Genomic DNA, 12,725 nt, shown 5'->3' with positions numbered 1-12,725 from the left:
AAGATATTCTTACAAGGAGGTGAAATATACATGTTAAAAATTCGTTTAACTCGCTTGGGCGCTAAAAAAGCTCCATTCTATCGTATCGTTGTAGCCGATTCCCGTGCTCCTCGTGAAGGTCGTCCGGTAGACACTATCGGTCAGTACGACGCTACTAAGTCCCCGGCTGTTATCAACATTGATGAAGAAAAAGCTTTGACTTGGTTAGGTAATGGTGCACAACCAACCGACACTGTTCGTTCCCTTTTCAAACAGCACGGTGTTATGCAGAAATTTGCTGATGCTAAGAAGTAATTCATAGAGAGGCATACTGTGATGAAAGAATTAATTACATCAATTGCGAAGTCATTGGTTAAGCAGCCTGAAGCCGTTTCTGTTACCGTGACCGTAAAAGGTGATGTGGAAGTCTATGAAGTTCACGTGGCACCGGAAGACATGGGTAAGGTTATTGGAAAGCAGGGCAGAATTGCTAAAGCAATCCGAGCTGTCGCAAAAGCAGCAGCTATTAAAGAAAACAAAAAAATATCCGTTGATATTGTCTAAAGGGTGAGAAAACATGGAAGAAATGACAGTACGTGTTCCTGTAGCTATCAAATCGAAAGTTACAGAAGGGCTCAAAGCTAAGCTTATTGCCGATCTTCAGCAGCGTTTGGATCTTGTTGAACAGGACTTACAGCAAATCGAATTCCAAGCTAAACGTTTACTCAGTGAACAAGCTAAAATCGATGCGCAAGGTCTTATTCAATTACGTCAGCAGATTGAAGAAGAAAAGCAAAAACGTTTAAACTTTAAGGCGGACGTAGCAGCCAAATTAAAGGATGCGGAAAAGCTTGAACTTGGTTCTGAAATTAGTCAGGGCACTATGGAACAGACCATTACGGTTAAAGTTGGGGATGACCTCGACGCTTTAATGGGTTCTGAAATTTTGCTCGAAGACGGCAAAATTGTCGCTTTCCGTAAATAATGGATCGGAATGAGCTGATTACCATAGGCGTTATTGTTGCCCCGCACGGTGTGCGGGGTGATCTTCGTATAATGCCGCAGACCGATTTTCCCGATCGGTTTTTGACGATGGATGCCTGCTACATTGATGGTAAAGAATACCACATCACATCCGCTCGTTATCATAAACAATTTATTTTGGCGACTTTTAAAGAAGTGCCGGATCGTAATGCTGCCGAATTGATGGCTCGCAAGGAAATTCAAGTTCCTCGCGACCAGTTGGTGGAATTGCCGGAAGGCCGTTACTACATTTTTGATATCATCGGTTTAACCGTGGAAGATACAAAGGGCCATGTACTGGGTACCGTGTCTGATGTATTGCAACCGGGCGCCAATGATGTGTATGTAGTCAAACAGGAAGGTCAGCCTGATTTATTATTACCTGTGTTGGAACATGTAATTTTAGATATTGATGTTGAAGGCGGTAAGATTATTGCCGATCCGCCGGAATGGATTTAATAGAGCAGCCGAGACTTAGGTGAAAGGCCTTTAGGCCGGAAAGGATAATGTGATACTATGAGAATTGACATTATTTCTTTATTCCCTGAGTTCTTTGCTGCTTTTTTTGACCATTCTATTATTAAGCGAGCTATGACTGCCGAGCGCCTTACTATGGAAGTAACGAATCCCCGTGATTTTGCTCACAATAAGCATAATCAAGTGGATGATACACCCTATGGGGGCGGGGCCGGGATGCTCATGATGGCGCCACCCATTTTTGAAGCTGTGGAGCATGTATTGGCAAAAACAGCGGAACAGGTTGATGCACCAGAATCAGCTGAAGCGAACGAACCTGCTCCAGAGCTGCGAAAACGGGTCATTTTCTTAGGTCCTACGGGCAGTACTTTTAATCAGGCCAAGGCACGAGAATTGGCGACTTACGACCAGTTGGTGCTTATTTGCGGTCATTATGAAGGCGTCGATTATCGCGTGGAAGAGCATTTAATCGATGAAACGATTTCCATCGGTGACTTTGTGCTTACCGGCGGTGAACTGCCGGCCATGGTTGTGGCTGATGCGGTTGCGCGCATGATTCCGGGCGTTCTGGGGGCTGCTTCGGGGGCGATTGAAGATTCCTTCTACAGGCCTATTTTGGAAGGGCCGCAGTACACCAAACCACCGGTTTTTCGAGACTGGGAGGTTCCGGAAGTATTGCGCAGCGGTCATCACAAAAACATAGCCACATGGCGCTTACAGCAGGCCTTATTGCGTACTCGCCGTTTGCGTCCGGATTTATTGGAACGCGAACTTACAGATGATGAAAAACGGGCCATTAAAGAATTGGAAAAACAAGGTCTATGGAAACCATAAACAGGTGGAAATTTCATAGGCCTTTTTTGTATAATGTATGTAATGATAGTTTGACGGACGGCAGGCTTTAAAGGCGCTTACAGCTAAGCCGACTTGATTTACCTGTTTGCCCGAAGTTTACGTTTTTAGAAATGAGGGACTGCTATGAAACCACGCATTGCAATTACGGCCGATACTTATATGGATGCTACGAACAGCACCAATTTACAACGAGCACCGTATGTATCTCGTGAGCTGGTAGAAGTGCTCAGTGCATTGGGATGTATTCCGTTTATTTTACCGGATGTACCGAATGCCATCGGCGAAGACTATTTTGAATTATATGATGGTCTTATTGTTCATGGCGGCCCCGATGTAGATCCTCATTTATTCGGTGAAGAACCGCGTCGTGAAATCGGTATGGTGAATTATAAACGGGATGTGTTTGAGCGTGAATTGATTCAGGCTACCGTTAAGGTGCGTAAACCTATCTTGGGTATCTGTAAAGGGGCACAAATCATCAACGTAGCATTAGGCGGTGATTTGTATCAGGACATCAAAACGCAGTGCCCGAATTCGTATATTAAGCATTCCCAAAAAGCGCCCGGCGGCTATCCTACTCACAGTATAACCGTGGCCAAGGACAGCTTTTTACATGCTGTGTTAGGGTTAAATACTTTGGTCAATTCCCGCCATCATCAGGCGATTCGTGAGGTTGCTCCTTCATTGAAAGTAACGGCTACCAGTCTCGACGGCATTGTGGAAGGCATTGAAAACAATGATGCGTCCGTAGTGGGCGTACAGTGGCATCCTGAAAATATGTGGCGTGAACACGAAGATATGTATGCTCTTTTTGAAGCGTTTGTGTCAAAAGTTAAGGAACGCATGTAATACAGGAAAACTTACTTCTAATCATAACGGACTTATTTTAATAATAGCGGGCTTGAACGATAGTGAAGATGACTCATAGACTGTGATTAATTCGCTAATCTGTTTGGTCTATAGTTCTATAAATGCTATAATAAAAAGATAAATAGTTTTAGAAGGAGATTATTATGCGAATTATAGGTATAGACCCGGGCACCGCTATTTGCGGTTATGGCATTATCGACGTGGACGGCAGTCGGTTGCAACCCGTTGCTTACGGCTGTATTACAACCACGCCGCAGGACACGGATGCCATGCGGCTTGAAATATTATTCAATGATTTAAGTGATATTTTGGAAGAATACCGGCCCGATAAATTTGGCGTAGAACAATTGTTTTTTAATCGCAATGTAACGACTGCCATTGCCGTAGGACAGGCGAGGGGCGTCATTTTGTTGGCCGCCAGCCAACGGCGCATCCCTATTTATGAGTATACGCCGCTACAGGTTAAGCAGGCCGTAGTAGGCTATGGTCGTGCAACTAAAGAGCAGGTTATTTATATGACTATGAATATGCTCGGAATTCGTGAGAAAATTAAGCCCGATGATACGGCCGATGCCTTGGCCATTGCCATTTGTACTGCTCACAGCTCCCATGGCGATGACTTACGGCGCCGTTTGCAGTTATAGATTTTGTAGGAGGCAGTAGTTCATGATAGGTTTTCTTCGTGGTATCATTAATCAGATTTTTCAAGGCTCCTGTTTTATTGATGTGCATGGTGTAGGTTATCGCGTATATATTTCCGGAACCACCCGCGATGCGTTAATAGAAGGACAAGAAGCATTATTATATACCCATATGAGTGTTCGCGAAGATGCGATTCAGCTCTATGGATTTGCTACACAAGACGAATATGATCTTTTTACTTTGCTGATTTCCGTATCCGGTATCGGGCCAAAAGTGGGGCTCGGTATTTTGTCCGGGCTGTCCGTGGATGGTATCAAAGTGGCCATTATGAATGGCGAATTGGGAACACTTACGAAGCTTCCCGGTATCGGTAAAAAATCGGCCGAGCGTTTGGTGCTCGAATTAAAAGATAAAATCGGTAAATTTACGACGGCACCGGCCCCTCAGGCGGCTCTTGATACGGCGGTACATGTTGCGCAAACCGGCATTGCCGGTGAGGCGGCGGACGCATTAATGGCCTTGGGCTATCGGGAATCGGAATTTGTTGATATACTCACTCAATTGGATAATGGTGAGCGAGATGTGGCGACATTGATACGCGACGTATTATCTGAATTGGGAAAGGGTAGGTAGTCATGAAAGAAGAAATACGTGTGGTTGACAGTCAAAGCCGCGTGGTGGGTAAAGAAGAACAAAGTGGCGACACTTGGCAGTTCTCTTTGCGACCGCGCTATTTGCACGAATACATCGGCCAAACGGATGTAAAAAATAATTTAAAAGTATATATTCAAGCGGCGAAAGAACGTAAAGAAGCGCTTGACCATGTTTTGCTATACGGACCGCCGGGGCTTGGAAAAACTACCTTGGCCGGCATTATTGCTAATGAAATGGGCGTAAACTTCCGCATTACATCCGGACCGGCCATTGAACGTTCCGGCGATTTGGCGGCGCTCCTCAGTAATTTACAGGACCATGATGTATTATTCATCGATGAAATACATCGTTTATCCCGTACGGTAGAAGAAGTGTTGTATTCTGCTATGGAAGATTATTCTTTGGATATTATAGTCGGGAAGGGACCGAGCGCTCGTTCGGTGCGCATCGATTTAAGACCGTTTACCTTAGTCGGCGCTACCACTAAGGCTGGTGCTCTTTCGGGACCGTTACGTGATCGTTTCGGTATTATCAATCATTTGGAATATTACAAGCAGGATGAGTTGGAATTCATCGTAAAACGGGCGGCGGAAGTATTGAATACAAAGATTACCGATACCGGAGCCGCTGAAATTGCCCGTCGTTCCCGGGGAACCCCGCGTATTGCGAACCGCTTGTTGAAGCGCGTCCGCGATGTGGCGCAAGTACTGGGTGACGGTGAAATTACCAATATCATTGCCGATGATGCCTTGCAGCGTTTAGACATTGACCAATTGGGACTCGATCGGGTAGACCGGGTAATTTTAAAAACAATTATTGAGAAATTTAACGGTGGCCCTGTCGGCATCGATACGATTGCGGCGGCTACCAGTGAAGAGCGCGATACCATCGAAGATGTGTATGAACCGTATTTGATGCAATTGGGCTTTTTGATTCGCACTAGTCGTGGGCGTATGGCGACGCAGTTGGCTTACGACCATTTGGGTATTACGAATCCGAATGTTAATGCATCTAGTCAGGGGGATTTATGAGATTGAGAGCAGTAAATCGTGTAATTTTGGCAGCCGTTTTAAGCTGTTTGATGACATCGGTTGTGCCCGTTTGGGGGGCCAGTGTGACGGTCACTAAAGAAGGGTCTGAGTCGACAACGACGACTACGACGATTAAAACACCGGTAAAAGAAACTAAATCGACGACAACGGTGGTAACGAAGGCGAATAAAGATACCCATACGGTAACTACGACGAAAACTACCACGATTACTACGAAGTCGGAAAGTAAGAGTGCTGCAAAAGCTACTGATACAAAAAACAGTGCTACCGCTTCAAACTCTAAGTTTACGAAAGTGCCGGCCTTTAATACGCCACAGCAAGCTAATATTCCGGCCATTCGCGTTTTATTGGCGACGCGCAGCAGTACTTGGCCCGTAGCCGGTAGCGGCCAGTTGGCAGTGTATACGAGTAATAAATCACCATTTGCCAAGTTTGCCGCTACGGACACAGTAACAATCGGCGTTAAAAATAATAAAGTGACGGTAAACGGCAAAACTGTAGACGGTTCTGCCTATATTAAATCGTGGCAAGGCAATGTAGAAGGCACTATTTTGCTGGATAGTAAACCGTATCGCGGCGCCATTAAAATTGTGCCCACTTCGTCAGGCGGCATGATGCTCATTAATGAAGTTTCTATTGAAGAGTATTTGTATGGCGTGGTACCGGCAGAAGTATCGCCAAGCTGGCCTCAAGAAGCTTTGAAAGCACAGGCCGTCGCAGCGCGCACCTATGCTTTATACAATATGAAACAAAGTGCTGCCAAAGCTTACGATGTGCAGCCGACCACGAATCATCAGGTCTATAACGGTCAGGCAGCGGAATTTAACAGCACTACGAAAGCCGTGGATGATACCAAAGGCATGGTGGTGCAGTATAAAGGACAGCCTATTGAAGCCTTGTTCCACTCCAATGCGGGTGGTTACACGGAAAACAGTGAAAACGTGTGGGGCAGTAATGTGCCGTATTTGCGCGGCGTTAAGGATTATGCCGATTACAAGCAAAGCGGCGACAGCTTTGCCTGGACCGTTAAACTTACGCGGGCCGAAATGGAAGCGAAGTTGCGTGTAGCCGGTAAAGATGTGGGCACCCTTAAAGAAATTAAACTCAGTACCTTGCGCCAGCGTCCTATGAAGTTTAAAGATCGCGGCGTGTCCGGTCGAGTTATGACGGCGGATTTTGTAGGTAATAAAAAGACGCTTACTTTGACGGGCGAGACGATTATGAAAATATTCGGCTTGAAATCCACCTTGTTTGATTTCTACGTAAACGTGAAAGTGCCGTCTACGGCGGATAGTTTTAAAAATCCAAAAGCTTATCACACGTTTAAAAAGGCAACTGATACCGTTTCGATTCGCGGTTATGGCTGGGGCCATGGTTTAGGCCTGTCCCAGTGGGGGGCAGCGGCTATGGCGGCGAAAGCACCTACGTCGGCTAAGGATTATTACAAAACGATTTTAACGCACTATTATACGGGTGTGACCATAGATAAAGCGTATTAATTTATCTCGCATAGGTATGCATAGCTAAGCCTGATAGATGGGAAATATGCGTAATCTCAAAAAACGTATTAACTACAGTTTGAAAGAAGGAAGTTTTACCATGAAGGTAACAGATTTTGATTATGAATTGCAGGAAGAACTGATTGCTCAGCATCCGGTGGAACCGCGTGATACATCGCGTCTTATGCTCCTTGATAAGGTGACCGGTGAAGTGGCTCACAAGGATCATTTTTATGACATCATTGATGAATTATCCGACAATGATGTGTTGGTCTTTAACGATACGAAGGTAATTCCCGCTCGTTTATACGGTCATCGCCGGGGCAGTGGCGGCAAAGTAGAAGTATTGCTCCTCACGCCTTGTGGTGAAAATAAATGGGAATGCTTGGTCAAACCGGGTAAAAAATGCCCGATTGGTCAGGAATTGGTATTCGATGACCGCTTGACCGGTAAAGTATTGGATAAAACAAGCTTTGGCGGTCGTATCATTGAATTTACGGCACAGGGTGTTTTCGACGATATCATTCAGGAAATCGGCGAAATGCCGTTGCCGCCATATATCCACGAAAAATTAGAAGATAAAGACCGTTATCAGACGGTGTATGCTCGTGAAAAAGGGTCGGCCGCCGCACCTACGGCGGGGCTTCATTTTACGCCGGAATTATTGGAACGCTTAAAAGCCAAAGGCGTTACTTTGGCCTTTGTAACCCTTCACGTAGGGCTTGGTACGTTCCGTCCCGTATCGGAAGAAACGATTGAAGACCATGAAATGCACAGTGAATACTATGTGGTAACGGCGGAAACGGCGAAAATTATTAACGACGCCAAAGCGGCCGGTAAGCGTATCGTAGCTGTAGGTACTACTTCGGTGCGCACCTTGGAATCGGCCACGAAGGATGGCGTTCTTCAGGCCGGTCACGATTGGACGCAGATTTTTATCTATCCCGGTTATGAATATAAGATGGTTGATGCGCTTATAACGAATTTTCATCTTCCTCAATCAACGTTACTCATGCTCATCAGTGCGTTGGCGGGCAGAGAGCATTGCTTAGCTGCTTATAAAGAAGCGGTTAAGGAACGGTATCGCTTCTTCAGCTTTGGCGACGCCATGTTTATTCGCTAACAGATTGGCGACACAACATACTTCGCTTCATTGTTAACAGTCAAGCAACGCGATGTTATGTTTATTCGTTAAATATTTTGTGCTATAATATGTACTTGACAGGTTGCAACTAGATAGGAGGATATGCTTGGTTATTACCTATGAATTACAAAAAGAATGTCCCCATACCGGTGCACGGGCGGGGCTTTTACATACGCCGCACGGTACATTTAAAACACCTATGTTTATGCCGGTAGGCACACAGGCAACGGTTAAAACCATGTCGCCGGAAGAATTAAAAGAGATGGGCGCTCAGATTATTTTGAGCAATACTTATCACTTGTTCTTGCGTCCCGGTCCGGACCTTGTAGAAGAGGCGGGCGGTTTACATCGCTTTATGAATTGGGATGGCGGTATCCTGACCGACAGTGGCGGGTTCCAGGTATTCAGTCTCGGTGATTTGCGCAAAATTACCGAAGAAGGGGTAGCCTTCCGTTCCCACATCGATGGTTCCAAGAAGTTTTTATCACCTGAAATTGCTACTAAAGTACAGGAGCAATTAGGTGCCGATATAGCTATGGCTTTTGATGAATGTATTCCGTATCCGGCTGATTATGCTTATGCGGACCGTTCTACGGCACGTACCACTCGTTGGGCGGAACGTTGCCGCAAGGCTCACACATCACCGACTCAAGGCATGTTCGGTATCGTTCAGGGCGGTATGTATAAAGATTTACGAACCCGTAGTGCCAAAGAATTGGTGGCTATGGACTTTGACGGTTACAGCATCGGCGGTTTATCCGTTGGGGAACCGCATGATTTGATGTACGATATCTTGGATCACACAACGCCATTATTACCGACTAATAAGGCTCGTTATTTGATGGGCGTTGGCACACCGGACTGTTTGGTGGAAGGTGTGGCTCGCGGGGTAGACATGTTTGACTGCGTATTCCCGACGCGTGTGGCGCGTAACGGTATGGCCATGACTCATAATGGCCGTGTAGTTATTAAAAACGCTACGTACGCTCATGATTGGGGTCCGTTGGAAGAAGGCTGTCAGTGCTATACTTGCCGCAATTATTCTCGTGCCTATATTCGACATTTATACAAGGCGGAAGAAATTTTGGCTTTCCGTTTGGTGTCGTATCATAATTTGTATTTCTTATTGAATTTCATGCGTCAAATGCGCGCCGCTATTTTGGAAGACCGATTCCCGGCTTTTCGTGATGAATTTTGGGCCGGTTATAAAAAATAGGGGACACTAGACGTTGAAAGATATATATGTTTTTTTGGAGGTGAACAGACAGTGGCAGATTTAGAACAGTTATTTCAAGCCGGTTGGCCGATATTATTAATGGTTGTAATTTTCTATTTCCTTTTATATCGTCCACAGAAAAAGCAACAGAAAGCTCGTAACGAACTTTTGAACAGTTTGAAAAAAGGTCAGAAAATTGTGACTATCGGTGGTATTTACGGTACAATCAATGCTTTGACTGACGATGCAATTATGCTTCAAATCGCTGAAAAAGTTGAAATCAAATTAGCTCGTTCCAGCGTAGCTCATGTGCTTGGCAAAGATGACAAATAATATGGATAAGCATACAATGCGCCTTGCTTTTAAAGCAAGGCGCCAAGCCATGTCTGACAGTGAATGCAAAACGCGGGCCGAGGCACTGTGCAAACACATTATGGAATCAGCTGAATATAAAAAGGCTCACTCCATAATGGCCTATTTGGCCATGCCGAAAGAGGCTAATCTCGATGCTCTGGTTACACAGGCTTTGGCAGAGGGCAAAGCGGTCTTTGTGCCGGTTTGCGTATCTAAAACCGAAATGATTGCAGCCCGGTTAACACGTCTTGATGATGTGAAAACAGGCGTCCTTCATATACGCATTCCTAATGAACCTTATGAAACGGCGGCGCCTAATGAACTGGATTTAATTTTAGTTCCCGGAGTAGCTTTTGATACCAAAGGTGGCCGTATGGGGATGGGGGCCGGTTATTATGACCGATTTTTGGCTAAAGTCCCTAAAGAACGCTTAATCGGCGTTGCATGGGACATCCAAGTTGTATCCGATGAGATTCCTATGGAAGCGCATGATAAACGCCTCGCCGGGTTAATTACGGACGAGCGCGTTTTAACATTTAAATAATTATGTATCTTAATTATGTGAAATCATTTTACACTGCTATTACGTTTCAATTTATTGGCGCAATAGTGGCTGCCCTGGCGATTTAAGGAGGGGGAATTTTTTTGAACGGTAAGGCACTGGCAAAATTTCTTGCAGTTATTGCCTTGATCTTTGCAGCCTTTATTTATTTTATTGGGCCTTTGGCACAATCGATTAAACAAGGTCTGGACTTACAAGGTGGTACACACATCGTTCTGGAAGCAGAAGATGCGGGCGAGAACAAAGTAACTGATGATGCGGTAGAACGAGCCAGACAGATTCTTGAACGTCGTATCAACGAAATGGGTTTGGCTGAACCATTAATTCAGCGTGAAGGTAAGAAACGTATCATTATCGAATTACCGGGTGTTAAAGATCCGGACCAAGCCATTAAAACCATTGGTAAAACAGCGGTTATGGAATTTAAGGATGAAAATGGCACAGTTCATTTAACCGGTAATGATTTAAAAGATGCGAAAGAACAAATCGGTCAGAATAAGCAATTCATGGTAGCTATTGAGTTTACCGATGAAGGGGCTAAGAAATTCGCTGATTTGACAACTATGAATGTGGGTCGTCACATCGGGATTTATCTTGATGGAGAACAATTAACAAACCCTGTAGTTAACGAACCGATTACGGGCGGTAAAGCCGTAATCACCGGTAGTAGGACCTTAGATGAAGCTAAAAACCTTGCGATTTTGCTTCGTTCCGGTGCGTTGCCTGTAAAAGTTAATGTATTGGAAGTTCGTACCGTAGGTCCGACACTTGGTCAGGACTCCAAAGATAAGTCGGTAACAGCCTTTGCCGTAGGTATCGGTCTTATCGTAGCGTTTATGTTGGTATTGTACCGTGTCTCCGGTTTCGTAGCGACTACAGCGCTTCTCATTTACGTATTATTATTGTTGGCCGTATTGCATTTCTTGCAGGCTACCTTAACACTGCCGGGGATCGCCGGTATTATTCTCTCCATGGGCGTCGCGGTGGATGCGAATATCCTGATTTTCGAACGCTTTAAAGAAGAAGTTCAGGTTGGTAAAACCTTGCGCATGTCTATGGAATCCGGTTTCCGGCGTGCCCTTGCAACTATCGTGGATGCGAACATGTCCGTTATGATTACGGCAGCCATCTTGTTTGTGCTTGGTTCCGGTCCGGTGCGCGGTTTCGCTATCACCCTCGGTCTCGGTGTTGCTATCAGTATGGTTACGGCCGTATTTGTAAGCCGTTATTTATTGCGGATGTTGATCGAATGTAATTTGACGAATCATCCATTCTGGTATGGTGCTAATGTGTCGCCAACCGCGACCATGGAGCTTTACAAGAAAGGAGGCAAAAAATAATGCGTTTTGACGTTATTAAACACCATCGTTGGTGGTTCACGTTGTCTTCTCTCTTGGTTATTGCCAGTCTTGTGTCTATCTTCGTACGCGGCTTTAACTTCGGTATCGACTATACCGGTGGTACCATTGTAGAAGTAGTATTTAATCAGCCTGTACAGGTTGCGCAAGTTCGTGAAGATTTGAAACAGTTCAATTTGGAAAATGCTATCATTCAGTTATCCGGTGAAAGCAATGAAACATCCGGTAAGGACGTTATCATTCGTACCCGTAACCTCGATGCGAATGAAAGCGCAGCCGTTGTGGAAAGCTTAAATAAAAATGTAGGTCAAAATGAAGTAAAACGTGTGGAATCCGTAGGGGCCGTAATCGGTTCGGAAGTTACGGAACATGCGCTTATTAACTTGGCCATTGCTTTCTTAGTATTGGCAGCGTATATTTCCTTCCGTTTCGAATACCGTATCGCGTTTTCGTCATTAGCCGCTATTTTCCATGACCTTATCATGGTACTTGGCGTATTCTCCTTCTTCCAGTTGGAAATCGATGCGTCCTTCTTGGCCGCTATTTTGACGGTAATCGGTTATTCCATGAATGAATCGGTAGTTATCTTCGACCGTATTCGTGAAAACACGCATACCCATAAACGTTCTGATACATTTGCCGATTTGGCGAATGCAAGTATTGCGCAAAGTATTCACCGCAGTTGCTATACTTTGACAACAGTATTGTTTGCTTGTTGCTCACTCTACTTCTTCGGTGGCGATACAACTAAAAACTTCGCTCTCTGTATGATTGTCGGTTTCGTAAGTGGTGCGTACTCTTCCATTTGCGTAGCTACTTCTATTTGGGCTATTTGGAAGAGCAGCAACAAAAAAGATATGCGTAATGCCGTTAAAGCTAATTAATGGTAATACATAAAATTAGTGTGGCTATATAATGCGAACGGTAGTATAATCGTATAAGTAATATAATTAACACAGTAGTCTTTCGAGGCTACTGTGTTTTATTGTACGCCGAATAGGCATGACAAAACCCCCAGTTAAACTGGGGGTCGGTAAAAA

At 44.9% G+C, this 12,725-nt stretch carries 16 protein-coding genes; all 16 read left to right on the top strand.

Annotated elements, in window-relative coordinates:
• The first annotated feature begins 30 nt into the window (after window positions 1-30).
• On the top strand, window positions 31-294 hold the full coding sequence (gene rpsP, locus MXE28_RS01775; protein WP_021840930.1) for a 30S ribosomal protein S16: 264 nt from the start codon (window positions 31-33) through the stop codon (window positions 292-294).
• Window positions 295-315: 21 nt separating this feature from the next.
• Window positions 316-543, top strand: coding sequence for a KH domain-containing protein (locus MXE28_RS01770; protein WP_247239743.1), 228 nt, complete (start codon window positions 316-318; stop codon window positions 541-543).
• 13 nt (window positions 544-556) lie between these two features.
• Entirely contained in the window at window positions 557-964 is a 408-nt protein-coding gene (locus MXE28_RS01765; protein ID WP_021840931.1) for a YlqD family protein, read from the top strand.
• Window positions 964-1,461 (top strand): ribosome maturation factor RimM, encoded by a 498-nt coding sequence (gene rimM, locus MXE28_RS01760; protein WP_021840932.1) that lies wholly within the window; start codon window positions 964-966, stop codon window positions 1,459-1,461. Before MXE28_RS01765 ends, rimM begins: the two co-directional genes overlap by 1 nt.
• Window positions 1,462-1,518: 57 nt before the next feature.
• On the top strand, window positions 1,519-2,313 hold the full coding sequence (gene trmD / locus MXE28_RS01755; protein ID WP_021840933.1) for a tRNA (guanosine(37)-N1)-methyltransferase TrmD: 795 nt from the start codon (window positions 1,519-1,521) through the stop codon (window positions 2,311-2,313).
• Between the two features lie 144 nt (window positions 2,314-2,457).
• On the top strand, window positions 2,458-3,183 hold the full coding sequence (locus tag MXE28_RS01750) for a type 1 glutamine amidotransferase (RefSeq protein ID WP_021840934.1): 726 nt from the start codon (window positions 2,458-2,460) through the stop codon (window positions 3,181-3,183).
• A 164-nt stretch (window positions 3,184-3,347) separates the two neighbouring features.
• The gene (ruvC, locus tag MXE28_RS01745; protein ID WP_021840935.1) at window positions 3,348-3,848 is read left to right on the top strand and encodes a crossover junction endodeoxyribonuclease RuvC; all 501 of its coding nucleotides are present in this window, start codon (window positions 3,348-3,350) and stop codon (window positions 3,846-3,848) included.
• 22 nt (window positions 3,849-3,870) lie between these two features.
• Window positions 3,871-4,479: a Holliday junction branch migration protein RuvA gene (ruvA, locus tag MXE28_RS01740; protein ID WP_021840936.1), complete on the top strand. Its 609-nt coding sequence runs from the start codon at window positions 3,871-3,873 to the stop codon at window positions 4,477-4,479.
• A 2-nt stretch (window positions 4,480-4,481) separates the two neighbouring features.
• On the top strand, window positions 4,482-5,531 hold the full coding sequence (ruvB, locus tag MXE28_RS01735; RefSeq protein WP_021840937.1) for a Holliday junction branch migration DNA helicase RuvB: 1,050 nt from the start codon (window positions 4,482-4,484) through the stop codon (window positions 5,529-5,531).
• A complete protein-coding gene (locus MXE28_RS01730) occupies window positions 5,528-7,051 on the top strand; it encodes a SpoIID/LytB domain-containing protein (RefSeq protein ID WP_226974203.1) in 1,524 nt (507 codons plus the stop codon). Before ruvB ends, MXE28_RS01730 begins: the two co-directional genes overlap by 4 nt.
• Before the next feature lie 100 nt (window positions 7,052-7,151).
• Window positions 7,152-8,174, top strand: coding sequence for a tRNA preQ1(34) S-adenosylmethionine ribosyltransferase-isomerase QueA (gene queA, locus MXE28_RS01725; protein ID WP_226974217.1), 1,023 nt, complete (start codon window positions 7,152-7,154; stop codon window positions 8,172-8,174).
• A 127-nt stretch (window positions 8,175-8,301) separates the two neighbouring features.
• On the top strand, window positions 8,302-9,411 hold the full coding sequence (tgt, locus tag MXE28_RS01720; RefSeq protein ID WP_021840940.1) for a tRNA guanosine(34) transglycosylase Tgt: 1,110 nt from the start codon (window positions 8,302-8,304) through the stop codon (window positions 9,409-9,411).
• Window positions 9,412-9,462: 51 nt separating this feature from the next.
• On the top strand, window positions 9,463-9,744 hold the full coding sequence (gene yajC / locus MXE28_RS01715) for a preprotein translocase subunit YajC (protein WP_021840941.1): 282 nt from the start codon (window positions 9,463-9,465) through the stop codon (window positions 9,742-9,744).
• Window position 9,745: 1 nt separating this feature from the next.
• Window positions 9,746-10,309: a 5-formyltetrahydrofolate cyclo-ligase gene (locus tag MXE28_RS01710; RefSeq protein WP_247239742.1), complete on the top strand. Its 564-nt coding sequence runs from the start codon at window positions 9,746-9,748 to the stop codon at window positions 10,307-10,309.
• Window positions 10,310-10,410: 101 nt separating this feature from the next.
• A complete protein-coding gene (gene secD, locus MXE28_RS01705) occupies window positions 10,411-11,667 on the top strand; it encodes a protein translocase subunit SecD (protein WP_021840943.1) in 1,257 nt (418 codons plus the stop codon).
• On the top strand, window positions 11,667-12,569 hold the full coding sequence (secF, locus tag MXE28_RS01700; RefSeq protein ID WP_021840944.1) for a protein translocase subunit SecF: 903 nt from the start codon (window positions 11,667-11,669) through the stop codon (window positions 12,567-12,569). Before secD ends, secF begins: the two co-directional genes overlap by 1 nt.
• Window positions 12,570-12,725 lie beyond the last annotated feature (156 nt).

The organism is Veillonella sp. KGMB01456 (assembly GCF_023051165.1).
Classification (GTDB): domain Bacteria; phylum Bacillota; class Negativicutes; order Veillonellales; family Veillonellaceae; genus Veillonella_A.
Note: the sequence above shows the minus strand (reverse complement) of the source record. Positions and strands in the feature narration are given on the sequence as shown.